Source organism: Lentilactobacillus raoultii, assembly GCF_900411375.1.
GTDB classification, from domain to species: domain Bacteria; phylum Bacillota; class Bacilli; order Lactobacillales; family Lactobacillaceae; genus Lentilactobacillus; species Lentilactobacillus raoultii.
Genome location: NZ_LS422986.1, coordinates 399,053 through 425,082 on the forward strand (window position 1 = coordinate 399,053; position 26,030 = coordinate 425,082).

Annotated in this window: 20 protein-coding genes and 1 rRNA gene; 10 read left to right on the forward strand and 11 right to left on the reverse strand. The window is 43.8% G+C overall.

The genetic code is table 11. The features are described 5' to 3' along the window. The first annotated feature begins 61 nt into the window (after window positions 1-61). From ED605_RS07625 to ED605_RS14605, 3 genes are all read left to right on the forward strand, one after another. Window positions 62-1,162, forward strand: a complete 1,101-nt coding sequence (locus ED605_RS07625; RefSeq protein ID WP_121978288.1) for an ArsR/SmtB family transcription factor — start codon at window positions 62-64, stop codon at window positions 1,160-1,162. 19 nt (window positions 1,163-1,181) lie between these two features. Then, window positions 1,182-1,793, forward strand: a complete 612-nt coding sequence (locus tag ED605_RS07630) for a transcriptional regulator (RefSeq protein WP_121978289.1) — start codon at window positions 1,182-1,184, stop codon at window positions 1,791-1,793. Between the two features lie 264 nt (window positions 1,794-2,057). After that, window positions 2,058-2,297: a hypothetical protein gene (locus tag ED605_RS14605; protein ID WP_162919770.1), complete on the forward strand. Its 240-nt coding sequence runs from the start codon at window positions 2,058-2,060 to the stop codon at window positions 2,295-2,297. A 31-nt stretch (window positions 2,298-2,328) separates the two neighbouring features. On the opposite strand, the gene ED605_RS07640 is transcribed toward ED605_RS14605, so the two are convergent. From ED605_RS07640 to ED605_RS07670, 7 genes are all read right to left on the reverse strand, one after another. Continuing rightward, window positions 2,329-2,727, reverse strand: coding sequence for a hypothetical protein (locus ED605_RS07640; protein ID WP_121978291.1), 399 nt, complete (start codon window positions 2,725-2,727; stop codon window positions 2,329-2,331). Between the two features lie 267 nt (window positions 2,728-2,994). Continuing rightward, window positions 2,995-4,113: a glycerol dehydrogenase gene (locus ED605_RS07645; RefSeq protein ID WP_121978292.1), complete on the reverse strand. Its 1,119-nt coding sequence runs from the start codon at window positions 4,111-4,113 to the stop codon at window positions 2,995-2,997. 74 nt (window positions 4,114-4,187) lie between these two features. Then, window positions 4,188-5,489, reverse strand: a complete 1,302-nt coding sequence (locus ED605_RS07650; RefSeq protein WP_121978293.1) for an acetylornithine deacetylase — start codon at window positions 5,487-5,489, stop codon at window positions 4,188-4,190. A gap of 316 nt (window positions 5,490-5,805) precedes the next feature. Beyond that, window positions 5,806-6,324 carry a QueT transporter family protein gene (locus tag ED605_RS07655; RefSeq protein WP_121978294.1) on the reverse strand — a complete coding sequence of 173 codons (519 nt, stop codon included), beginning with the start codon at window positions 6,322-6,324 and terminating at the stop codon, window positions 5,806-5,808. A gap of 236 nt (window positions 6,325-6,560) precedes the next feature. Beyond that, window positions 6,561-7,871, reverse strand: coding sequence for an NCS2 family permease (locus tag ED605_RS07660; protein WP_121978295.1), 1,311 nt, complete (start codon window positions 7,869-7,871; stop codon window positions 6,561-6,563). A 328-nt stretch (window positions 7,872-8,199) separates the two neighbouring features. Then, window positions 8,200-8,715 (reverse strand): type 1 glutamine amidotransferase domain-containing protein, encoded by a 516-nt coding sequence (locus ED605_RS07665; protein ID WP_121978296.1) that lies wholly within the window; start codon window positions 8,713-8,715, stop codon window positions 8,200-8,202. 91 nt (window positions 8,716-8,806) lie between these two features. Then, window positions 8,807-9,754, reverse strand: coding sequence for an aldo/keto reductase (locus ED605_RS07670; RefSeq protein ID WP_121978297.1), 948 nt, complete (start codon window positions 9,752-9,754; stop codon window positions 8,807-8,809). Window positions 9,755-9,838: 84 nt separating this feature from the next. On the opposite strand from ED605_RS07670, the gene ED605_RS07675 reads away from it, so the two are divergent. The 5 genes from ED605_RS07675 (at window position 9,839) to ED605_RS07695 (ending at window position 19,424) form a co-directional block, all read left to right on the forward strand. Next, window positions 9,839-10,408 (forward strand): SDR family oxidoreductase, encoded by a 570-nt coding sequence (locus ED605_RS07675; protein WP_121978298.1) that lies wholly within the window; start codon window positions 9,839-9,841, stop codon window positions 10,406-10,408. Window positions 10,409-10,441: 33 nt separating this feature from the next. Then, window positions 10,442-10,816 carry a hypothetical protein gene (locus ED605_RS07680; protein WP_121978299.1) on the forward strand — a complete coding sequence of 125 codons (375 nt, stop codon included), beginning with the start codon at window positions 10,442-10,444 and terminating at the stop codon, window positions 10,814-10,816. A gap of 571 nt (window positions 10,817-11,387) precedes the next feature. Beyond that, the gene (locus ED605_RS07685; protein WP_121978300.1) at window positions 11,388-14,936 is read left to right on the forward strand and encodes a PD-(D/E)XK nuclease family protein; all 3,549 of its coding nucleotides are present in this window, start codon (window positions 11,388-11,390) and stop codon (window positions 14,934-14,936) included. Continuing rightward, window positions 14,936-18,712 carry a helicase-exonuclease AddAB subunit AddA gene (gene addA, locus ED605_RS07690; RefSeq protein ID WP_121978301.1) on the forward strand — a complete coding sequence of 1,259 codons (3,777 nt, stop codon included), beginning with the start codon at window positions 14,936-14,938 and terminating at the stop codon, window positions 18,710-18,712. Before ED605_RS07685 ends, addA begins: the two co-directional genes overlap by 1 nt. 148 nt (window positions 18,713-18,860) lie before the next feature. Next, window positions 18,861-19,424, forward strand: coding sequence for a L,D-transpeptidase (locus tag ED605_RS07695; RefSeq protein WP_121978302.1), 564 nt, complete (start codon window positions 18,861-18,863; stop codon window positions 19,422-19,424). Between the two features lie 148 nt (window positions 19,425-19,572). Here ED605_RS07695 and ED605_RS07700 read toward each other — a convergent pair whose 3' ends face one another. The 3 genes from ED605_RS07700 to ED605_RS07710 all read right to left on the reverse strand — a co-directional run bounded on the left by ED605_RS07700 (window position 19,573) and on the right by ED605_RS07710 (window position 20,739). Then, window positions 19,573-19,764 carry a hypothetical protein gene (locus ED605_RS07700; protein ID WP_121978303.1) on the reverse strand — a complete coding sequence of 64 codons (192 nt, stop codon included), beginning with the start codon at window positions 19,762-19,764 and terminating at the stop codon, window positions 19,573-19,575. A gap of 61 nt (window positions 19,765-19,825) precedes the next feature. Beyond that, on the reverse strand, window positions 19,826-20,359 hold the full coding sequence (locus ED605_RS07705; RefSeq protein ID WP_121978304.1) for a GNAT family N-acetyltransferase: 534 nt from the start codon (window positions 20,357-20,359) through the stop codon (window positions 19,826-19,828). 164 nt (window positions 20,360-20,523) lie between these two features. Continuing rightward, on the reverse strand, window positions 20,524-20,739 hold the full coding sequence (locus tag ED605_RS07710; protein ID WP_121978305.1) for a CsbD family protein: 216 nt from the start codon (window positions 20,737-20,739) through the stop codon (window positions 20,524-20,526). A 130-nt stretch (window positions 20,740-20,869) separates the two neighbouring features. On the opposite strand from ED605_RS07710, the gene ED605_RS07715 reads away from it, so the two are divergent. Next, entirely contained in the window at window positions 20,870-22,435 is a 1,566-nt protein-coding gene (locus ED605_RS07715) for a hypothetical protein (protein WP_121978306.1), read from the forward strand. 186 nt (window positions 22,436-22,621) lie between these two features. On the opposite strand, the gene ED605_RS07720 is transcribed toward ED605_RS07715, so the two are convergent. Beyond that, a complete protein-coding gene (locus ED605_RS07720) occupies window positions 22,622-23,800 on the reverse strand; it encodes a thiolase family protein (RefSeq protein ID WP_121978307.1) in 1,179 nt (392 codons plus the stop codon). A 599-nt stretch (window positions 23,801-24,399) separates the two neighbouring features. Here ED605_RS07720 and ED605_RS07725 point away from each other — a divergent pair. Beyond that, window positions 24,400-25,972 (forward strand): 16S ribosomal RNA (locus ED605_RS07725). The last annotated feature ends 58 nt before the right edge of the window (window positions 25,973-26,030 follow it).

Genomic DNA, 26,030 nt, shown 5'->3' on the forward strand with positions numbered 1-26,030 from the left:
AAGATCAACTTGTAATATAATCAAACGATTTCGGAATTTTGAAATCGAAAGGAAATAAAACATGACGATTAAAATTAGTTTTGGAGATTATGCGTTACAAAACAATGAAACACTGACTCAGCGGATTCAATTTGTGTATTCGCCACTAAATGAATTGTTTAGAAGCCTACATGTTCTTCTAAATCCCCGTCATCACGGGATGAATATTGATTGGGCATTAGAAGCTCGACAAACATTATCAGATGATTTTTTCAACCAGCTTCATTATTTTGAATTAATTTATGAACTAGGTGTTCCGCCAATCTTTTTTAACAATTTTGAAAATCTCACAAATGATTTAGATGAGGAAATTAATAACCTAAAACGGTTTTTAAGTCACGAGAATCCCAAAAATGTTTGGCAGAGCTTGGCACAGGCTGCCCAACAACGGGAAAATCAATTTATTCCCAAACTTGCTAAAAGCTTGGAGTGGCGAGACTATCAGCCAACTAATTCTAAGCAATTATTGGCGGACTTGCAGTCAGATCCTCAAAAAGTTTATGGGAATTTGTTCGGCTTTATTGATGACTATCGAAGGGCGGTTTTTGATAAAACGTGGCAAGATCGGTCATTAAGTCAATTTTTAATTAATGAAATTAAGAATCAATCGACGTATTTAAGAGATCATGGTTTTGTGAATTTGATCAATCACTTGGAAGTTGATCGATTACATTGGCAGCAAAACCAGTTGATGGTGACAAAGCCATTTGATCAACAAATTAATTTAGGGAATCATGACGTTATTTTGCTGGTTCCCAGTTATTTTGTTTGGCCACACCTTTTTGTTGATCGTTTCGAAGATGGTGTAACCATTACGTATGACGCACTTAATAAGATTAAAACCAAAGTAAATCCGGATGAATTATCAGAAATATTTAATGCATTAAGTGATCCAGTGCGATTACGAATTATGAAGTATTTATCGGATGAACCCTTGACAACTCAGTCACTCGGACAAATTATGACAATGAGTGCGTCAACGGTTTCCCATCACTTAAAACTTTTAAAACAGGCTAAATTAGTGAAAACCCAAAAAGATCGCAAGTTTGTTTTGTATTCACCAACTAACTTGATTGATGATTTAATTCCAGGCTTTTACACATATCTAAATCAGTCGGATTAATTACGAGGAGTGTTTGAACATGTTAACTAACCAATTACTGTCAGTTTTGAGTTGTCAGCGCTTTTTAACTTTACGTGAGATTTGCAGGGCAACTAACTTGGCGTTACAGTCAGGGGAGAATCAATTAAAAATTTTGGAAAATCAAAATCTAATTGAACATCGATTCTTTGCTGGACGAAATTACTTTAAATTAAGTAGGTCCATTAGTCCGATATCAGATCTTGGCAAGAGGACATGGGAAAAATTAACCCATCGAAAATCAGTAATTAGAATTGGCCAGGCTAGGACCTGCTATCATCATTTAGCCGGACAGGCCGGTGTACAATTATTTCAACTTTTAATTCAGGCTAAATTAGTTAGATATGAGTCACCGGCTAAGTATGTTTTAAGCGAGGCAGGCAAGCACCGATTCAGCCGTTACTTAGGTGAACCTGTTCGCCAATCTCAAATTCAAACTTGCATTGATTTTTCTGAACGATTACCTCACTTATCTGGCGTTTTAGGTACTAAAATGTTAGATCAGTTGGTAGCTGACAAGGTTGTCACACTGGAAAGCAATAGGCAGGTGGTGCTAAATTTGCCTTTAAAACGTTGGTTTAAGGAAAAATTTCTTGAGGACAAGCCTTATTGAGAACGGCTATAAAAAACTGGTTTGGCTTTCTCTAAATTACTTGAGAAAATCAAACCAGCTTTGTTGAAATCGGCAGTTGCAATTGTTTACCTGTTTTTAAATGACCTTAAAAACTGGATCAACACGACGATAAGCAATGCTGACACAAAGGCCGTGCTTAATAAACTAAAGAACCAAACATTTGTGATTAACCAAATAAAAGCAACGATTATCGTAATCAAGATAATTGATTGTTTAGGTTCCTGTTTGATGGAGTTGATTAATTTGCGAATCTTATTAGCTAAAATTTCTTTCAAAAGAAAAACATCCTTGCTCTTTAGATATACGTTTGACGCATTCTTCGGGTTTGGTATTTGTTTGATTGTGCAGCTTATTTTTGAAATGATGGGATGGTCCAATAGCAAAACCTTCACGGATTTCTTCGGGCAAACTTTATTGACGGCAATCCCAATGGTGATCTTGGCATGGCTGGTTGATGTGCTTTCTGATTCAAGCGATGATTGAGTAGTTGGTGGTCAAATGCGCGTTAGCCAGATTATGATTTCTGGTGGGCTTTAGTGTTAAAGACTAAGACGCCACTCCAGATGCTTAAAATAACGGTTAGGATGGAAAGACTTGCATCAGAGATCGTCAAAAATGATGTGCCAATGGTTGATAGCGATAGAAATGGGACAAAGAAAATTCCTAATGCCAGAAGAAGCTGCCAAATTGTGAGGGTATATAGGCCGTTTTTTAGGTTATGCGTTGTGATCAACCAACCGACGCCAAATGATGCAGAGATCAAGATTAAAGAAGCGATTAGGGAGGTTAGTGTGTAATGACTGTGAGACTGGACTTTGTTTTGCAACGTTATCACACCGGAAATCAATATCACAATTAAGGTTAATAATTCCGAAAACAAAATAATAATTTTAGCGGTTTTAATAGGTTTCATTTTAATCACATCATTTCAAATGGTCACTTGACGATAAACAAAACACTAGCTGTTTCTAATTTCAAACACATTATATCACCGGCTTTTGCCTAATAGTGCCATTTAGTAAGCTGACTTTTAGGACTACAAGTGTCGGAATAGGGCAGTTCCTCGTGAGATTGGTCATTTGGAAGAGACACCAGCATTAAAAAAGTACTCCCTAAGCACTGTTATATCGGTGTTTAAGGAGCACTTTTTAATGCTTTAACTCTGTACTTTTGATTTAGGTTAATCCAATTCCATTACCGATTTGCCCTGGAAATCACGACTATATTCGTCGACGGCTTTAATCGCCGCAAAGACGTCTGCGGGCGTAATGTTAGTCGGCATGCAAGTCATGGTATCGTTGGGATCACATGCCTGAGTGGCGACTTTCATTAGATCATCATCGGAAGCATCAGCTAAATGAAGGCGGGTCAATGTGGTTGGTAACCCGAGTCGTAAATCGAATTTTAGGAACTTTTCAAACCGCTTTTGATCACTGCCGTCCAAAATCAGTTCAACTAGAGTACCGTAAGCAACTTTTTCACCATGAGTCAGGTGATGGATTTCTCCAGAAAGTGCTGTAAAGCCGTTATGAATGGCGTGAGCCGCTGCCAAGCCACCACTTTCAAATCCCAAGCCACTTAAAAGGGTGTTGGCTTCAACAATGTGATTTAAGGCATCGGTTGCGACGTGGGCCCGGTTAGCCGCTACAGCCAGTTCCGCGTAGTTAAACAATGTTGTTTCGCAAGCTTGACCGATTGAACCGGCCACAATGGTCTGCTTGGCTCCCAGCATGTTGTCAGCGTTGGCTTTACGAACGTCAATCGCTTCCACGTTGGTTGCTAGAGCATCGGCGACTCCTGAAATCAATAGGTGGACTGGGGCACCAGCGATAATCTTAGTGTCGAGTAGGACAATTTCCGGATTCTTCTTGTAGAATCGGTAGTGATCAAACTGACCATTGTCCGTGTAAATCACTGACAATCGAGAACACGGTGCGTCGGTTGAAGCAATGGTAGGCGCGATCATGACGGCAATCCCCAGGTTATCAGCGATCGCTTTGGCTGAATCTGCGGTTTTACCACCACCGAGGCCAATAATGATTGTCGACTGAGCTTTTTGGCCGATTTCAGTGACTCGATTAATTTCGGCTTCGGATGCTTCGCCCTGAAAGGTGGCCAGAGTCACGTCAAATTGATGCTGCTTTAAATAATCCATGAATTGGTTGCCAACGATTTTCAAAACCGTTGGATCTGAAAGCAACAGGATTTTTTGCCCATATTTTTCGATAATTGGGGCACTGTTGAATAATTCTCCGGGTCCCTGAAGATAGTTGCTGGGACTTGCAAATATTTGAGTCATGAAAAAGCCTCCTAATTCTAATAAGTGATTTTGTTCACATATTAAGTATAGGGGATTTAACCGTGAATGGAAAGTCATTCAGTGTGGTCAGCTTCATCCGATGTTTTTTCTGATTGGCACCAGTCGACAATAAATCCGGCGATTGACTTAGTGTATTTTAGTAACTGATCAAAGCTGGCACTTTCATTATCACTGTGGGCTTGGACTAATTCACCCGGGCCATAAATGACTGCCGGGATGTGGTAATAGCCAAACCAACCGCCATCGGAAACGGAGGTTGACATCCCAATCACCGGTTGACGATCAAAGGCGGATTGGTAAGCGTTCTTTAACAACTTCATTGGCTGGCTGGTTTGATCCAGTTCAAGGGCGGGAAAGACTTCTCCCTGATCTACCAGCATGGAATCGCCGCCCCATTTAAAGGTTGGCAGGTTGTCACGCAACCACGGATCGGCCTTGGCGGCAGTAATCACCTCTTCCTCAACTTCTTTTTCAATGCCCTCGACGGTTTCGTTTGGGTAGAAATGAACTGTGATCCATAAGCGGCACTCGTCGGCAACGAAGGCCGGATGAATACCGCCTTTGATATAGGCTGGATTGATGGTATCGGTGCCGGGTTTAAATCCCGGATAACTTTTGGTGATGCCCCAGTATCGTTCAAGTGTCTGCAGTGCGGAAATGACCACCATCATTTTTTCGACCATGCTGGCTGCTTTGAGGCCGCCACCAGTTTGAACCATCGAGATCCGGTTACCGTCATGGTAAGTGTGGGGGCTTTTCAAGGTAATCCAACCGGTAATCACGCCGCCTTGGCCCTGAAAGTGAGTACCGGAAGTATCACCGACAATCGCAAAATCGGCGGTTTCACCCTGTTTAAGCAATGTTTTGGTACCGGCTTCACCGAGTTCTTCGCCCACAACGGATTGGAATTTCAAGTCACCGGGCAATTGAATCCCCAGTTTCTTGAGTAAGTGAAAAATAAATAAATCAGCGGCAATCGCACCCTTCATATCACTGACGCCGCGGCCAATCAAGGTATCACCCTGCTTGACCAGCTTGAACGGATCTGTTCGCCAGTCGTCACGATTTTCCAAAGCCGCCACGTCAACGTGACCGTTTAGAATCAAACTGTGATGGGATGTCGAAGCAGTGCCAGGCTTAGTGGCGGATAATAAGCGGTCCCTTTTGTAAAAGGGTTGTTGCTTGGTCGCAAAACCATCGGCTGTTAATTCCTCGTCAATTAATTGTTGCAAGTCGGCCGTATTTCGGGCGGGTGGGGAAACCGTGTTAAATGCAACAATTCGATCAAGTTGTTTAATCAACTCTTCTGAGTGCTGATCAATGGCGGCTAAAAGTTGGGCTTTAGTAGTTGTCATAATGTTTGCTCCAATCTAAAAATCACTTCTCGGCAATTAGTTTGAAATAGTGCCAGAGAAGCGATTGAGATGGAACGATCTTTGAATGATTTTAGTTTTCACGTTAATAACGGCTTTCCTACGCGAGTGCTGACTCTCAGGTTCAAAGGGTTCCTTTTCAGGTCTCAGCAAATGCTCCCCTAGCTGTTATTAGCATAACACAGGCTAAGTGATTTGGTAGAATAACTTCTAGTGAGTTATTGGGGTGTTCAGCAACAGTTAGTATGAAAAAAGAAGCCTCACAAAATTAATTGCCAAAGCTTCTTTTCTGTAACACTTATTTACTTAAATCATACTTTAAATTAATCAGATAGAGAACAATCGCACCGATTGTCATGGTGACAAATTCACCAATTCCGGCAGTCAGATAGGTTCCCCAGAAAGTTGGCCAGAAAGCACTGTGGCCGATAATAGCAATTTCAAAACCGATGATGAACATATAGAAAGTTCCGATCAGAACTGATGCCACCAACTTGGCGATCACCGACTTCATGTGTTTGGTTACCAGATAAATGGTGATCAAATTGATGAAGGTTTCAAAGGTTCCGACCACCATATCAATCGCCCCGTTTGGTGACATGATATTGGTAATGAAGCAGGCTAAAGTGATGGCAACAATGTAGCGTTTGTTAAAAGGGACCAGGTTATTCAACCCTTCCGAAAACCGGAACTGAATGGGCCCATAACTTACGGCTGCAAAGACCATCGTTAACGCGATGTAGAGTGCAGCGACAACGGCAGCTTTGGTGAGGTCCACCACGCTGTCGATGCCGAGAACGTTTGTCTTAGAATTCATTTAAATTCCTTCCTTAAGTTAAATTATTTAGTTATTGGTAACTTATTAACTTTAACGCTTTTCGGTGGGAAGCTCAAGAGTCGGATCAACTGGGTTGGTGAATAAAATCTCCAGCTAAGCAAAAGAACTGCTCACGAAAATCGATGTGGCAGTTCCTTCTAATTCTATAGAACTATAGATCTATAGTTCTATAGAATCCTTTGTGATCTTTGAATAAAGCCAAAGGGCAGTCTTGATCAGCTGTTCAAAATCCAAAGGAAAACAACGAAGACCACTGCCAAACCATACATCATCGCACTAACTTCCTTGCCCCGTTTTGCGGCAATCATGGTAATCGGGTAGGTGATAAACCCAAGTGCAATTCCATCAGCGATACTATAAGTAAACGGCATCCCAACCAGTGTGATAAAGGCTGGTGCGGCAATTTCAAACTGTTCCCAATGGACATTTTTCAACGATTGGGCCATCAGCACCCCGACAATGATTAAAGCCGGCGCGGTAACTTGACTGGTAATTACCGTTAGTAGTGGTGAGAAGAAGGTTCCCAAAACAAACAGAATGCCGACAATCACGGCGGTAAAGCCGGTTCGACCACCCACGGCGATTCCGGCTGAGGATTCAACGAAGGCCCCCATTGGTGAGGTGCCTAAAATTGAGCCGACAGCCATAGTTGAAGAGTCGGCAATGAGTGCACGGCCAATTCTTGGAATCCGGTTATTTCTGATGAAGCCGGCTTGTTCAGCCAAACCAACCAAGGTACCGGCCGTATCAAAGAACGTCACCAGCAGGAAGGTGAGGACAACCACGATTAATTGAAGTGAATTAATGTCGCCAATGTGGGAGAGTGCGACGCCAAAAGTTGGTGCCAAACTCGGCATCCCTGAAACCCATTGGTGTGGCAAGGGAATCAAGCCGGTGACCATCCCTAAAATGGCGTTTAGAACCATCCCGATAAAGATGGCGCCGGGGACTCTCATGCTCATCAGGATCACGGACACCAGTAAGCCAAAGATTGTTAGCCAGGTTGTGCCAACGTGAAGTGAACCCAAAGTAACCAGGGTATCTTTGCTTGATTGAATCAAGCCACCGTCGTTCATCCCGATAAAAGCAATGAACAGGCCGATCCCACCACCAATCGCTGCTTTAAAATCGGCTGGAATCGAATCAATGATTTTTTCTCGGAGTTTTAAAGCCGTTAAAATGATGAAAATCACTGAGGCCACGAACACACCGGCCAGCGCGGTCTGCCATGAAACTTTCATGCCAATGACGACTGAATAGGCAAAGAAAGCGTTGATCCCCAAGCTGGCGGAAATGGCAATTGGATAGTTGGCAATCAGTCCCATTAGGAAGCAACCAAATGCCGAAGCCAGCGCCGTGGCGGTGAAAATAGCGCCCTTGTCCATGCCGGTCACGCCCAGGACATTGGGATTAACGAATAAGATATACACCATTGACACGAACGTGGTGATGCCGGCAACAATTTCCCTTCTGAAATTGGTTTTTCGACCCTCAAAGTCGAAAAATGTTGCAATTGATTTTAACATAAAATAATAGCGCCCCTTATCGTTCGGATATGAAATAAAAACAACGTATTTTATATTATCATTATAGCTTACTATCTTCAATAACCGAATTAAATATCCTAAAAAGCTCGAATTATTTACTTATTTATTTGGCGGCTAAGCCGGCTGTTGTTATTTCCGAAGTAGTCCAGTTACGAATCAAAAACCGATCCGCATTCAGTTATGGTAACGATGTTCAAGACCAAAGCAGTCAAATGACTCTTGGATCAGGCATCATCCCATGCTGAATAAAGATCGGTTTATTTTATAAACGGTTGTCGAAATTCAACCGGTGGTTGTTTAAAGTTATCTAAGCAGTCTGTTTAAGCGTTGTAAGGATGGCGCTGTTAAAAGCATCCAAATCATCCGGAGTTCGGCTGGTTACCAGATTTTGGTCAACTACTACCGGCTGATTCTTAACGATGGCACCAGCGTAGTACAGGTCTGGCCGAACAGTCGTATAAGCGGTCATGGTGCGACCCTTGGTTAAGCCGGTTTGGATAAATAATTGTGGGCCGTGGCAAATCGCGAAGACCGGTTTGTCGCTTAACAAAAAGGCCTTAACAAAATCTACGAAACGCTCATCGGCTCGTAATTGATCCGGTGAAAAGCCACCGGGAATTAACAGGCCGTCAAATTCATCCGGGTTTACATCATCAATGCCCTTATCGGCGGTGATTGCAACCCCGTGTTTGCCAGTCAGGTGATTACCAGCCTGATTTTCGATCGTGACGACTTGATGGCCGGCATTTTTAAGTGCCTCAACCGGTGAAGTGTATTCTACATCTTCAACGTCATTTGTGACGATGACTGCAATTTTGCTCATTGGATTTGTTCCCTCCTAATTTAGTGTAATTTTTATTCTAACACTTTGAAAAGATAAGTGGCAAATGCTAAGTGAGTAAAATCAACTGAAATTACTCAAATGACTTGAAAGCATTGTCAATCATATTATATTCTTCTGCGGATAAGACGATATTCAGGGCTTTCGCGTTGCTTTGAACCTGGTGGGGTGACTTAGCACCCGGAATGACGACACTAATGTCGGGGTTCTTAATGTACCAGGCCAGAACGATTTGAGCAATCGTGGCGTCATGATTGTCGGCAATCGGCTGGAGACTGTTGACGGCTTCGATGATTGCTTTGAAGCGGCTGCCGGAAAAGTTAGGGTCCTGACTGCGCAGGTCATCATCGGGAAACTTCTTTGGTGTGGTATCGTATTTACCGGTGAGTAGGCCGGAAGCCAGTGGGAAGAACGGCACAAATGAGATGTGTTCCTGTTTTAAATAAGAAAACAATTCTTTTTCCGGTTCGCGATGAACTAGGCTGTACTGGTTTTCAATCACGTCAACTTGATGGTTGCGATTGGCTTCCTTAAGCTGCGCCAGCGAAAAGTTGGAAACACCGATTGCTCGAATCAAGCCCTGATCTTTTAATTCTTGCAAAGTTGCGATAGCTTTATCTTTAGCGGTGTTTTCATCAGGAAAATGGATGTAAAATATATCCAGGTAGTCGGTTTGAAGCCGTTTTAAACTGGCTTCGACAAATCGCTTTAAATCATCTGGAGCATTACTGATGGTGGTTTGACCGTCTTTAACGATTTGAGCACCCTTAGTGGCAATCGTGATTTTGGACCGATCATAGTCTTTTAGCACTTGGCCAATCAATTCTTCGGAACGTCCCAGCCCATAGGCATAGGCAGTATCCAGCATGGTAATACCATTATCCAAAGCGGTTCTGACCGTCGCCATCCCGGTTTTTTCATCGAGATTTGGAAACAGGTTGTGACCGCCGACAGCATTGGTCCCTAATCCAAGGGGAGTGGCGTGAACTTCTGAGTGGCCGATCGTGACGTTTTTAGTCATTGCAAATTCCTCCTTTGATTTTCCAGCTATACTATGGTACACATTAAGTTAAGCACAAAATTTTTCGACTAGGAAGTCCATGACGTGAAAAAATTATTAATTTTAAATCAAAATAGTCCAGTGGTCGCTGAACTATCCCCACAACTCCAAGAAATTGATGGCCTAAAGGTTGTCCAATTTCAAGGGAATCTTCAATCTGCCGGTGATTACGCAGCAGCACTGACTGGCGTTGATTGGTTGTTGGCTGCTTTGGGCCCGCTGGATGTTGACTTGGATTTTGAAGCCTTATTTGATGCAATTGAAGAAACGGCACCCAAAATCCAACATTTTATCATGCTTTCTTATGCCGGTATTGATGATGAGTTGACGGGACCTACCAATTATCCGGAGGTGCCCAATCGACCAGAGTTTATAAAACAGCAAAGATATGCCGTGAAGCTGGTCGATGAGTCTGAAATCCCGTATTCTATTATTAGAATGAGTGCGTTGACTGACCAAGGGCGTTCAACTTATCGATTATTTAACGAAGGAGCTGTCATGCCGGTCGGACAGGTTGCCGCAAAGAACGTGGCTGATCTGGTTCTGACGGCGTTTGTTAATCAAGAACGACTCAATCAGTCGGTTGGCATTGTGGACGTTAATGATAATCATTAACTAAACCTTAAAGGCGAGGGGGTGATCTCAAGTATGGCAATTAAATTGGATCCGGAACAACTTAAAGAACTGAAGCAACAGCTATTTGTGGCAAATCGTCGCTCACATTTTGTGATTATCATGGCGATTTCTAAAAAAGAAAATACCGGTGTTAGAATGGTCACCGATTGGAATAATTACTTAAATATGAAATCAACGAATTCAGATAAATTTGAATTTCACGTGATTAGAGATATTCTGCCGATCACGGATAATTTGGTCTATTGGGCAGTTGCTCAACAAAATCTTCATAACGCGCAAATCAAGGGCGATCAGAACGAACAAGTTGTCGATGACTTGGAATACTATACCAATAAAGTGATGTTGGAAAATAAGGTGCAGACGGCCGATACTAATGGTGATCATTAACGTTTTGATATATTGGTTTAAAGTTGACTAAGTGCTCAAACAGCTCTAACGGGAGTGGATGATCATTTAAAACTGAAGATCCTTGAAAATTAAAGGGCTGCAACTCCTGTACAAGAAAGTACATGAGCTGCAGCCTTCACCGCTTTCTAAACGATGATTGAAAACGATAGTGGATTTTCAATTCGTTTTCAGAATTGAAGATTTCCTGATATGTACCGCCTGGTTGGATCCAGGCGTTATTAGGAGAGGGGATTGTCGGTCGATGTGAACTTGAAAGATATATTGGGGGTAGATCGTAAATTCTTGCTTCCGATATTAAATCGTAGCGGCCGGCACATCCCCGTAAACAAGATCAATGCAAGCATAAAGCTTTCATTTAGGTCAAATAATGGATGCATCGTTACATCCACTTCTAATAATAGCCTATTTTTCACAATGTTCAATGAAAAAGGCTCACTTTTGATAACTAATTGTTTAATTTTTTGGCCTTATTTAAATATTAATAAATGAGTTGAAAAAGGCAAAATTGAAGTATGCAAAAAATGATATATCTTTTAAAGGAGGCATTGCTGTGACGTTACAATTTGTACTGGGGACGAACGGTTATGACCATCGCGAAAAAATGGTTGAGATTTTAAAGCAGCAAAAAACAGCTCACCCCGATGACCGCTTCTTTTACTTGGTTCCCAACCACATCAAGTTTGAATCTGAAGTGGCGATTTTGAAGCAGTTGGCCGAGCCGGGGGAGGATAAGACGGCTCAAAGTAGTGTTCAGGTGCTTTCATTTACCCGTTTGGCCTGGTACTTTTTACGAACGACAGCTAAATATCAAAAGCAGCGAATCAGCCCGGCTGGTATTAATATGCTGTTATATCAAATTATTACCGAACACCAGAATGAGCTGCTGTTATTCGGCCAGGAAGCCCGCCTACCGGGATTTATTAACCAGATTTCCGAACAAATTTCACTGATGCAGGCTGGTAATGTCTTACCGGTTGATTTAATGAAAATGAATGAAAACCAGGATAATCAGTTGTCAAATGATTTGCGTGATAAATTACATGACTTCTCCATCATTTACGAAGCCTATGAAAAGAAAATTGACGATCAGTATTTTGATCCACACAATGTCTTGAATTTGCTGAGCGATGAATTAGAACAACGTGACTTAAGTAACATGCATTTCTACATTTCAGATTTTGCTAAATTCACCGCGCAGGAGTGCCGATTGGTTGAAACGCTGACCAAGCGGGGGGCCAGTATGACCATATCGATTATTTTGGATCGGCCTTACCCAACAGACTTACCGGAGCGGCCGAATCTGTTCTATCAATCGGCTAAACTGTTTAACCGATTTTATCGATTTGCAGCTGCTAATCGGATCCCCTATTTGCCGGTCGTTAAGGCGGATCAGCCCCGGGTTGAACCAGATCTGTTAAAGCTGGGCACTTTTTGGCAACAGTCCAACAGCTTGGGTACCATTACGGCGGATCACCAAGTGGCTGCTGATACAATTCAGATCTATCAGGCCGATAATCCGTATTCCGAACTGGATCAGATGGCTGCTAAAATTCGTCAACTGGTGGCAACCAAAAAGTATCGGTATTCAGACTTTCTAATTGTCACCCGACATTTGGCAGGATACGAGACTATCTTAGATCCAATCTTGACGATGCAACAAATTCCCTATTTTAAGGATATTCAAAAATCGATGGTTGATCATCCGCTCGTTGAATTGTTGGGAGCGTTATTTGACTGTTACCAGCCAAACCGGGCTCGGAACTATCGTTATGATGACGTCATGCGGTTATTGAAATCAGAATTGATTCTACCAAAACTCGCGGATGGCACGCCAATGCCTATCGAAAATTACCGTCAAGCCGTTTCTTTGACCGAAAATCTGGTCCTTAAAAACGGTTTTGAAGGCCAAAAATGGACTCAGGATGAGGACTGGCAATATATTTGGGTGGCTGCCGACGATGACGGGCCGACCATTAGTGAACGCGATCAAGCCATTACTCAACAGATTAATACCATTCGCCATCTCGTTAAGGATCTGCTGCCGCCATTTTATAAGCGCTTCTATCGGGCAAAGACCAACCGCCAGGCCGCTAAATTGCTCTATCAGTTTTTGGCGGCTAGCGGGGTGATTGATCGATTACAGGCACTTCGAAATCAAGCGGTTAACCAGCAGGAAATCAACCGTTCAGATGAAATCGAGCAGGTTTGGCGGACTTTTTGCGCCCTATTGGATGAAAACGTCCGAATTTTAGGCGATCAATCGTTTGTCGCCGAAGACTTCTGGGCTTTGATTTACGCGGGCTTTGAGGGAGCGACGTATTCGCAAATTCCATCAACCCTGGATCAGGTTCAGATTTCTGAAAGCGGAATGGTTCAGATGAACAACCGCAAAGTGACGATCATGATTGGTTCCAACGATGAAAATATGCCGGAGAGAATCGTTAATGACAGTTTATTTGGGGATGATGACCTGGTTCAGATTCAAGGTCAGTTGACTGATGACCAGTTTCTAAACGATCCGGCTGATGAGCAGATGGCTGCCGAACCTTACCTGAATTATCTGGCCTTTACCAGCCCGTCTCGACACTTAATTTTTTCGTATGCTAGTCAGTTGAGCGATGAAACCAGTGTCTCACTGTCACCTTATGTGACTCGAATAGCAGCTTATTTCCATCTGCCGGTGCGCCATCACGCCGCTGTTCCGGATAACCATCAAAAGAAAGTCGCGGCTTACATCGGCTCCAAGCGGGCGACCCTGCACCATTTGATTCAAGTCGTCCAAGCCAGCTATCAGCAACAGGAAAAGCTATCGCCAACGTGGGCCTTTGTCTTTAACCAATTAAAACGGGATCAGGAAACGGCCACGTTGACGGAGCAATTACTCGGCAGTATCAATTACCGAAACGTGCCGGTGCCATTGAGTCGTGAGATTGCCGAAAAATTATACGGCTCGTCACTGAATATTTCAATTTCCCAATTGGAATCGTTCTATGAAAATCCCTATGAATACTTTTTGAAATATGGATTGCGACTTCAGGAACGCGAACAGTTCGAATTGTCATCGGCTTCCACCGGACAGTTTTTTCATGAAGCGCTGGAACGGATTGTTGCGATGGTTCACAACCAAAAGATTGATCTGACAGGCTTAAGCGATGCCGATGTTAATGAATTGGTGACAGAAAATGTTGACGCAATGGTTCAGGATCCTGATAATTTTCAGTATCTCATTTTAAGCAGTTCCAACCGCATGCATTACATCACCCTGCAGCTGCAAGCCACGATCCAGCAGATGATTAGAACAATGCGGGATCAGCAGAAGTTAACGCCGATGCGACCGCAAAAGACTGAATTGGTATTTGGCCAACCATCGGCCAATGGTTTAAAGGGGTTGCGTTTTGATCTGCCGAATCATAAACAAGTCAACGTGCGTGGCCGGATCGATCGGATTGATTCAATGAAGGTTAACGATAAGCGTTACTTTGGCATTGTGGATTACAAATCTGGAAACAAAAAATTCGACTTCAATCAGGCCTATTTGGGCACGTCGATGCAGTTACTGACGTATTTGGATGTGCTGCGATATAATTTGGCCACGTTGAACCCCGATAGTCACGATGCCCTGTTAGCCGGGGCGCTGTACATGCACATCTTTAACGCGACTTTTAAACCGGCTGATTTTCAGAAAGGACTGGAGAAGTCTTTGTTGACGCAGCATAAGTATCAGGGCATTCTGGTAGATGACGCCGACCTGGTTGACCATCTGGATGCGGATTTGGCACAGGGAAGTGGTCATTCACTGGTTTATCCATTTAATAAGCTTAAGAGTGGGAAGGTCGGGAAGAGTTCTTCGACCATTACCGAAAATGATTTGACAGCCTTTCTGGATCACACGGAAGCTTTGATAGTTGACGCCTCCAAGCGAATTTTTGCTGGAGATATTTCACTGGCACCGGTTAAAATTGACCAATTGACACCGTTGAAATTTACACCATATAAGTCAATTATGAATTTCGATCCGCTACTGCCGGAAAATAACTATCGACTGCTGCCAAAATACTCAAAGGAAGAAATTATTGCGAAGTTGAGAGGGGAAAAATAATGCAATACACACCGGATCAACAAAAAGCCATTCAAGATCACCCCGCCGGCAACGTCCTGGTTTCAGCTTCTGCCGGCTCTGGTAAAACCCGGGTTTTGGTCGACCGGATCATTGAGATGGTTAAAAATCAAGGGGTCAATATTGATCAGCTGTTGGTGGTTACTTTTACCAACGCGGCGGCTAAGGAAATGCGGGAACGATTGAGAAAGTCTCTACAGTCGGAGTTTGCCAAAGCCAATGATGCCGAGACTAAAAAGCATCTGCTGACCCAGATTCGAAAAGTAGCGGTTGCCGACATCACGACCATGGATGCCTATTGTCAGAAGTTGGTGGGCCGTTACTACTATATCTTAGGAATTGATCCCAACTTTCGAGTGCTTTCCGATAGTACCGAAATTCAGCTGTTGAAGGAACAGGTCTGGGATAACGTGCGGGAAGATTTATATGGTCAGGATGTCGATCATTCATTTGCCGAATTGACCGAGAACTTTTCAAATGATCGAAGTGATGATGGCCTAACCAACGTCATTTTTCAAATGGATGACTTTGCCAATGTTAATGAAAATCCGGATGATTGGTTAGCTAAGACGGCCACCTTTTATGATATCGGTGACGGCGGCCTGATTAAAAGCGACTTATATCAGCGGTTAATTAAGCCTGAAATTGACGCCACTTTCAAACGATTGGTGATGTCACATCAAGCAATCATTCAATTGGCTCAACAAGCTGAGCTGCCTAAAGTCGAAGCCCTGTTTACCGATCAGCTGGCAACGATTCAGCGATTGGCTGAACAGATGAATCAAGCTGATTCGTGGGATGACTTACGCACCTTATTAACCGGCTTTTCCTTTGCTTCAATGAACAAAGCGAGGTTAAGAAAAGATACTGACGACTATCAAAAACAGCTATATGAACAAGTTAAGACAACCAACAAGAAAATGAAAGCAGATTGGGCCAAGTTGCTTGATCACTACTTTACTTGGAATGAACAGGATAACCTGACCCTAATGGCGGCCGCCAAGTCACGGGTTGAAAAGCTGGTGACGGTGGTTAAAACTTTCCGACTGGCGTATAAGCAGGCCAAGGCTCGACGCCATTTGATGCAGTTTATCGATATTGAGCACGCTGCTTACGATATCCTAAATGATCAAAGCGATCAGGCTAAGCAGGTTCGCCAGCGATTGCAGACGCAGTATGTCGAAATTATGACGGATGAATATCAGGATAATAACCGGCTGCAGGATGCCATTTTGAACCGGATTGCCCGGCCCGATCGGGGGAACCGGTTTATGGTGGGGGATGTTAAGCAATCGATTTACCGGTTTCGATTAGCCGATCCGACGATGTTTATCAAAAAACAAACGCAATACCGTCAAGCTGATACAGCCGACGAACTGATTAATTTATCGGAGAACTTTCGCTCAGCTAAAAATATCGATGCGTTTACCAATCTGATTTTTGAACAGACAATGGACACTCAAGTTGGCAATATTGACTACAGTGGTAAGGCTAAGCTGCAGTTTGGGGCGACTTACTATCCTGAAAACCTAAACGCCGATGTGTCATTAGTCATTTATCGAACTAAATCATCTACAGCTGCCACTACTGATGAAGACGTAGCGGCTGACCAGATTGAAGACAGTGATAGTGGCCAGGCTGAAATTATCGCGCAAAAGATTCGAGCTTTGGTAACAGGACAGCAGTTGATTTATGACAAACAAACGGATCAGATGAGGCCGGTGACTTACGGTGACATTGCTGTTATTTCACCAACCCATAATAATGAGTTAACCTTATCGGACATTTTTTCCCGTTACAATATTCCAGCAGAGATTACCGGTGCCAAGAGTTATTTTAAAACGACTGAAATCCAAATCATGATGGCGTTACTGTCAATTATTGATAATCCGTTTCAAGATATTCCCTTAGTGGCGGTACTGCGCTCGCCGATTGTCGGTTTGGATGAAAATCAGTTGGCTTACCTGCGGATTAATCGGAATACCGGCAACTACTATCAGGCGGTGTTGGCTTTTTACCAACGGTTTTCAACCGATGAGCCCAATGATTACGCGACCCAAATTTATCAGAGAATTGACCGTTTCATGAAACAGTTGCGTCGGTTCAAGGACATTGCCCAGCAGGATGGCTTAGTGGCCTTAATTTGGGATATTTATAATCAAACCGGTTATTTGGACTATGTCGGCGGAATGCCGGCCGGCCTTCAACGGCAAACTAATTTGCATGCGTTATATGATCGCGCGGCCGATTACGAAAAAAATGGGTTTAAAGGGCTGTTTCAATTCGTTCAGTTTATTCAGCGGATGCAGGATCGGGATAACGATTTGGCCAATACCAATCCGACCACTTCCGATAACACGGTGCATGTCATGACCATTCACGGCAGTAAAGGGTTGCAGTTTCCGATTGTCTTCTTAAACGACGTTGGCAAGCAGTTCAACATGCAGGATACGATGGGCAAGTATGTCTTAAACGATCACTGGGGCATTGGCATTTCGTATTTTAACAACCAAAGCCGGGAATTTCGATCACCCTTGCAGCGCCAGGCAATTTTGGATATGACAAAGAATGCCGGCTTGGCAGAAGAAATGCGGAAACTATACGTTGCCATGACCCGGGCCGAGCAGCGACTCTACTTAATTGCCAAAATTAAGGGAGATAAGAGCGGCGACAATCAACAGCTGATTCAACACTGGCAGCAGCAAACGGATGCCAATCAACTGGTATTGCCGGCAGCGGTCCGAAGCGCAGCCAAAAACTACCTGGACTGGATCGGCCCAGCGATTTCCCGTCACCCACGAGTCACAGAAGAAGTTGGTGACAGTGTTGGGTCACCGGTTTTAGCAACTGCCCCAGCTGATTTTCGACTGGACTTTTATGATGATGAGCGAATTACCAAAGAAGCCGGTGGTCAGGTCGATAAGCCGGTCTCACCAAATGAGTTTATTGATCGGTTGACTAAAAAGCCGACGGTTGTTGAACAGCCAACTAAAACGTATATTTCTAGAGTGATGAACTTGGATTATCCGCATCAGGCTGCCACAGTGACAACCGCTTACCAATCTGTTTCTGAAATTAAGCGGTTATTCGATGACCCCGATAACACACAATTGTCCGGGTATTCAATGCTGGATGTTAACAAGGCTGCTAATACCGGTCGTTATCTGAAAGCTGACCTTGAAGTGCCGGAATTTATTTCAGCGGGAACCGGCCAGCCGGCACCTACCGAAATTGGTACGGCAACGCACTTGGTCCTCCAACAATTGGATTTAAGCACACCGCCAACGGCAGATTCCGTAACGGCACTGATCACTAATTTAACTCAGCAGCACATCTTGGAACCGGCAGTGGCCGCTAAGATCAACGTAGATGAAGTGCTGCAATTTTACCAAAGTGACGTGGGCCGATTGGTCCTAGCCAATCCTGAAAAGACCCATCGAGAAGCCCCATTCTCATTACTAATGAAAGCTAAAGATGTCTTCAAAGGCTTTCAGGACAATGATGATCAGACCATTTTGATTCATGGGATTATTGATGGATATGTGGTCACAGCTGACGAGGTCTCCCTATTTGATTACAAGACCGATCGACTCACCCCTAAAACAACGGTTGCCGATATTGTTAAACGGTACCGCGGTCAATTAGCACTGTATGCGCTGGCATTGTCAAAGATTCTGCACCGTCCGGTCACTCATCAGTACTTGTATCTGTTGGCGGCTAATCAAGCCGTTGAACTGTCTCACGTTGGTAATGATTAAGATTAGTGTAAGGTTTTAGCAAAAATGATTAGTCGAAACCGCTTTATCCATTAATCTGGCGCTGTTATTCGCCGAAAAGGTCAACCGCTTGGTTCCACCTAATGCAATGATATAATAGAAGCAGACTATTTATTGAGAGTGAGAAACCATGCGAAATTATTTACGACTCATGGCCGTCATTGGTTTGGCGTTCATTTTGACCGGCTGTGGTGATGGACGAGCTGATTCTCACCACCGAACCGTTTCAGAAAAAAGCCAATCGACAAAGGTCATTAATTGGAAGAAGCCTTCTCAAAACAAACCATATCCTAAAATTACGACAAACAACGGCCGCTTTTTACAAGTTTCGCTAAAGAAGCAACGGGTTTATGTAAAAAGTCCAAACCACCAAACGCTATATACGATGTATGCGTCAACTGGCATTCATAATTCGACGCCAACGGGAACCTATCACATTCAGCAGGAACGTGGTGACTTCTTTTATAATCCGTCGTCTCACGAAGGTGCCCATTATTGGACATCGTGGAAAAACCATGGGGTTTACCTATTTCATACGGTGCCGACAAATTCTAAAGGGCAATATCTTAAATCCGAAGCCCGCCATTTAGGTAAACGAGCCAATTCACATGGCTGTATTCGGCTGTCAATTCCTGATGCCAAGTGGATTAACCGGACCGTGCCAATGGGGACAAAAGTTGTGATCACTGATTAGGCAAGCCACCAAACGTTTTGGTAAGCATGTGACATTTTTAAAAGTTCAAAAAAAGACTAAGCCAGGCTTTCGCCGAACTTAGTCTTTTTAACTTGGATAATTTTCTCCATGCAACCATGCAATGAAACGCATCCCGATATGAACAGCGTCAACTCAAACTGAATAAGTTGATCAAAATGACGCCCATCACCAAGATAATGGCAATTAAACCGATGGAAAATTTAGTAAAGAATTGACCGTTGACTTTATCCAATAAGAAAAAGATAATGCCTAAACAGATTATTCCAATGATGTACATAGTCATTAAAGCTGTTTTAACATCTGCATCTGAAATCGCCATTAGATCACCTCATCAACCATTGTACCTCACTGAAAAGGTAGGGGGAAAGAATGGGTGTTGGCTATTCGATAATTAATTGGTAAGCGTAGCGCGGGGAAGCTTCGTGATCTTTTTCTTCCATGTAGATGGTACCGCGCTTGGTGAAGCCGTTAGTGGTAATGACATGTTGCATGCCTTTATTATCCGGGTGGGTATCAATTCGGACATCCTTGTAGCCGAGAACGCTTGAGATGGTAATTAAGCCTGAAATCATCTTTTCTGAGAGGTGTTGACCACGGAAATCAGCCGACATGGCAATCCGGTGAATCGCAGTGTAGCGGCCGTGGACGCCGTTTAGCCATTCGCCATCGTGAATTTGTAGGTAGCTCACATCGAGACCCTGGTGCAGGGCCGCGGTTGCCGCAATTTGACCGTCAATGATTAAGACGTAGGTAATGCCGAATTTGACATCAGTTTCCAGATCTTCGTCGGTTGGGTAGCCGTCTTGCCACTGGTCGATTCCTTGTTTCTTCAAAAATGCTTTGGCGTCCGAAATAATTTTTTTAATTTCCGGAAGGTCCTGATTCGTTGCTTGACGTAAATATGTTGCAGACATCAATGCTCACATCCTTTGGTTATTTCTAATTTGAATGATTAGATTTTCTTAGCACGAAAGAGCATTATAGAGCATTGAATTTTTAATTGCAAGAAGAATCAGATAAGAAAAGAAAAAGGCCAACGAAGCGATTGATACCGCCTCATTGGTCTTTAAAATTCTGGTTACTTATCATCTTTGTTCTTTTTCTCATGTTTATCTAAGAATTCGTTAGCCTTTTCAGCAACCTTCTCCTTAGCATCTTCCAACTTTTCTTTCGCCTTACCGGATGCATTTTGGAGCTTGCCCTTTAATTTCATCTTATCGTTACCACTTGCTTCGCCAAGGCCTTCTTTTGCCTTGCCGGTTACCTTATCTGATTCATTTTTAAGTTTACCCAATTTTGCCACATCCTTTCGTTATTTCTACCCTTATCTTAACCAATCAGGTGGGGTGGTCGCAATTTTTAAGTTTGGTAATTTTGGGTCAAAGAATATGTTAAAATAAGTTGGATTCAGGGAAGGTGATAACATGGCTGAAAATAATCGAACAGTTAAATCAAGAACCCCCCGGTCGGCAGCCTTTAAAGAGCTTTTCAGCTTGATGGGATCGGTAACTTCCAAATTGTTAGGCGAAAATACATATGCTAAAAGTTCAATTTATGCCGAAAGAATTAAGCGGGGTGCCCACAGCTCCTTAAAATTTCCGCTTGAATCAGGCTTGTCGTTGGCTGATTTTAAAATGACTAAGCCGGCTCAACTGGGATATTTGGTTGCGGTAAAGGATTTAATGGTTATTGACTTTAACCAATTTTCGTTTATGGTAGCTTGGGCAAGTGGCGAGGAGACGCCAGAAGTTGTTAATCGGGCAACTGGAGATGCTTACGCGGCTTATTTAGCTGAAAGCAGTGATGAAAAACGCTTTACAGCCGGTTATCAAACAGCGGTCATCCATTTTGTCCAAGCCATTGCCGGTGAGGGCGGGGTTGTCCCAACCATCCTGGATCGCTTAGCCGGCCTCTCATTTCAGCAAGCAAGTCAAATGGTGAATGACTGGTTTAAACGGTTAACTCGGTATTTAAAGAATACGCCAGTCGATCGTCGATTGGATCAGACAACTGATGATCAAGTGGTTAAGGGGCTGCTTGATGAATCTGAGGGTGGCTTTCTGGGTCATTATCAATATGGCAAACAGTCACTATTTCAATTTAACGGTGATCTGGCACCCGATTTCAGTGAGCAGCATCATCTACCGCCGATGATGGTCGGCGCGCTGTCAGACCGTTTAACGGACGCTGTGGATCACTTTATTAACCAGAAATTGATCGGTCTGATGGACTTATTGATGACCACTGTTATCCAGAAGGTGGCGATTAATAGCTTGGCTAGTGACAATTATGACTTGATTGGCCTGCCGCCATTGCTGACGACGGATGTTGAAGAGATTAAGTGGTATGTTGAGCGCCGGGAATCCAGTTTACTTGCCGAGCTTGGGCTTCAGTCAACAATTGTTGCAACTGTTAAAACATTACCAATTTTGGACTTGAGCCAGGTTGCCCATACGCGACATGCGGCTAATCAAAATTTTCAACAGATTTTTGCGTTTGCGCTCGGTAAGCTGCATCAGCCATTAGTAAATGACTTAGATGAAAAAATTGAAATTAATTATGGTGTGTTTGATCACTTATTTGACCGATTGTTAAGAAAATTATTATGGCCGGTTTTGGTTAATTATTTGTTTGCCAGGAACCAGACTTTGAGGGCTATCGGCCAGCGTCGGCCACCGGAAAGGCCAATACAGGCAGAGCTGGGTTCTATGACACCAGGAACATTGACTGGCCTTGCCAATCAATTAGCAGTTAATCAGATAACGCATTTTGCCAAGCTGATCCATCAGGGGGCCGTCGATTATGCCCAGTTAACGCAAGCTGGAAGTATGAGTGCCTTCAACCACTTAATGAGCAGTCGTTCCCAGTGTCAGGCATTGGATCCGAATTATCAGAGTCGGGGCAAACAAACTAAACGGGTCCTCTACTGGCTTTATCAACGGTCATTTTCAGCTGAATTGCCGGAAAATGACCGTGTCAGGTTATTTTGAAACTATATTTAGTCATCATTTAGGCATCATGTGATGAAAAACATGATGATCGCAGCTCGTTTAAAGGCTATCACACTCTAAAATTTTATAATGATTTATGCGTTTAAAAAGCAGTATGAGTTTGTCAGACAAAAAATGTTTCTGACAAATCCATACTGCTTATATTTGTTGGTGAAAAGAGGGGGATTAACACATCTTAATCAGCATTGCCGATCCCATGCCGCCACCCATACATAGTGAAGCAATCCCATACGTTTGGCCGGTTCGTTTCAAATTGTTGAGGAGTGTAGTCAAAATTCGAGCGCCCGAATCGCCCAGCGGATGGCCGAGAGCAATGGCACCGCCGCTAATGTTTAAACGAGCTTCATCAATGCCCAGGTCGCGGGCCACGGCAACACACTGTGAAGCGAATGCCTCATTGATTTCGAATAAATCGATATCGGCCATGTGCATCCGTTGCTTGGCTAATAGCTTTCTGATGGCATAGTAGGGGGCGTATCCCATGATTTCAGGATCAATCCCCTGTTCAGCATAATCAACAATTTCAGCAATTGGTGAAAGGCCGAGCTGATTGGCATGTTCGGCAGTTGTGAGCAGCAATGCCGAGGCGCCGTCGTTTAAACCGGCTGCATTGCCGGCGGTGACAGTCCCATTTTCGACAAAAGCGGGTTTTAATGTCGCCAATTGCGCAAGACTGGTATCAAACCGAACAGGTTCATCCTGATCGATTGTTTCGGTTTTCTTCCTATTAGTCACTTGAATAGGCACCATTTCATGATCGAAATAATGATTCTGAATGGCAGCCCGTGCTTTCAAATGGGAATTAAGAGCAAATTGATCCTGCTGTTTCCGAGTTACGTGAAACCGGTTGGCCACGTTTTCGGCAGTGATTCCCATTGGCTGGCTGGAGAAAGCATCGGTTAAGCCGTCACGTTCCAGCCCATCATAAACGGTAATTGAACCAAATTTGGTTGGATGGCGTTGATCCATATTTAAAAACGGCACATTAGACATACTTTCAGTTCCGCCCGCTAAAATCATTCTGGCGTCCCCCATTAATAGTTCCATTTGGGCTTGACGAACAGCTTTTAATCCCGAACCACAGACTTGATTGATTGTAAATGATGTGGTTTTAGAAGGAAGGCCACTGTTTAATTCGACTTGACGCGCCAGGTTCTGACCGTTACCGGCTTGAACAGCATTTCCCAAAATGACTTGGTCAATTTCTTCAGCTGAAATTTTTGAAGTTTTAATTAATGCTTTTGAAACGGCTGTTGCAAGTTCGACGGCCGTTTGATCTTTGAGCACCCCGTTAAGTTTGCCAATCGGGGTTCGCTTAGCATTAACAATGACGATTTTTTTCAATACTAATGACTCCTTTTTCTATTCAATGTTAGTATACAGATAGTCGACTGTTTTGGGGGAGATATTGTGTCGGTTTACTATTTTCTTAGCTTTTTCAAAAAAGATGAAATTAATTTTGAAAAATGGTTGACCTACTCCAAAATAGCTGGTAATATATTATTCGTTGCTTCGATACGAACGACATATACCAATCGGTTCCAAAAAAGTTTTTCTTGACTTAAGTGATTCGATGATATATAATTAATCTCGTTGCTTGAAGCGCAGGACATCAACGATTCAGCAAGCTAAATCAACTGATTGAAATTGAAAAATTAGTTGCTGTCCTGTAGGTAGACCTTTGAAAACTGAACAAAATTTTCGACAAACAATTGTGTAGGGTGCTTCGATCTCAATCGAAGCCAATTAACAAATTGCGAAGTCAATTCGCTAGTAAATTAAGAACAACAATCAATGAGTCACAAATTACTCATTTTAAGATGAGAGTTTGATCCTGGCTCAGGACGAACGCTGGCGGCGTGCCTAAAGCCAATTAACAAATTGCGAAGTCAATTCGCTAGTAAATTAAGAACAACAATCAATGAGTCACAAATTACTCATTTTAAGATGAGAGTTTGATCCTGGCTCAGGACGAACGCTGGCGGCGTGCCTAATACATGCAAGTCGAACGCGTCTGGGTTGATGATTTTTGGTGCTTGCATCAAACTGATTCAACTTTAGACGAGTGGCGAACTGGTGAGTAACACGTGGGTAACCTGCCCCGAAGCGGGGGATAACATTTGGAAACAGATGCTAATACCGCATAACAACTAAAACCGCCTGGTTTTAGTTTGAAAGATGGTTTCGGCTGTCACTTTGGGATGGACCCGCGGCGTATTAGCTAGTTGGTGGGGTAACGGCTCACCAAGGCAATGATACGTAGCCGACCTGAGAGGGTAATCGGCCACATTGGGACTGAGACACGGCCCAAACTCCTACGGGAGGCAGCAGTAGGGAATCTTCCACAATGGACGCAAGTCTGATGGAGCAACGCCGCGTGAGTGATGAAGGGTTTCGGCTCGTAAAACTCTGTTGTTGGAGAAGAACGGGTGTCAGAGTAACTGTTGACATCGTGACGGTATCCAACCAGAAAGCCACGGCTAACTACGTGCCAGCAGCCGCGGTAATACGTAGGTGGCAAGCGTTGTCCGGATTTATTGGGCGTAAAGCGAGCGCAGGCGGTTTTTTAGGTCTGATGTGAAAGCCTTCGGCTTAACCGGAGAAGGGCATCGGAAACCGGGAGACTTGAGTGCAGAAGAGGACAGTGGAACTCCATGTGTAGCGGTGAAATGCGTAGATATATGGAAGAACACCAGTGGCGAAGGCGGCTGTCTGGTCTGCAACTGACGCTGAGGCTCGAAAGCATGGGTAGCGAACAGGATTAGATACCCTGGTAGTCCATGCCGTAAACGATGAGTGCTAAGTGTTGGAGGGTTTCCGCCCTTCAGTGCTGCAGCTAACGCATTAAGCACTCCGCCTGGGGAGTACGACCGCAAGGTTGAAACTCAAAGGAATTGACGGGGGCCCGCACAAGCGGTGGAGCATGTGGTTTAATTCGATGCTACGCGAAGAACCTTACCAGGTCTTGACATCTTCTGCTAACCTAAGAGATTAGGCGTTCCCTTCGGGGACGGAATGACAGGTGGTGCATGGTTGTCGTCAGCTCGTGTCGTGAGATGTTGGGTTAAGTCCCGCAACGAGCGCAACCCTTATTGTCAGTTGCCAGCATTCGGTTGGGCACTCTGGCGAGACTGCCGGTGACAAACCGGAGGAAGGTGGGGATGACGTCAAATCATCATGCCCCTTATGACCTGGGCTACACACGTGCTACAATGGACGGTACAACGAGTTGCGAAACCGCGAGGTCAAGCTAATCTCTCAAAGCCGTTCTCAGTTCGGATTGCAGGCTGCAACTCGCCTGCATGAAGTTGGAATCGCTAGTAATCGTGGATCAGCATGCCACGGTGAATACGTTCCCGGGCCTTGTACACACCGCCCGTCACACCATGAGAGTTTGTAACACCCAAAGCCGGTGAGGTAACCTTCGGGGGCCAGCCGTCTAAGGTGGGACAGATGATTAGGGTGAAGTCGTAACAAGGTAGCCGTAGGAGAACCTGCGGCTGGATCACCTCCTTTCTAAGGAAAAATTCGGAAACCTACACAATGTCGGAAGTTTTATTCAGTTTTGAGAGGT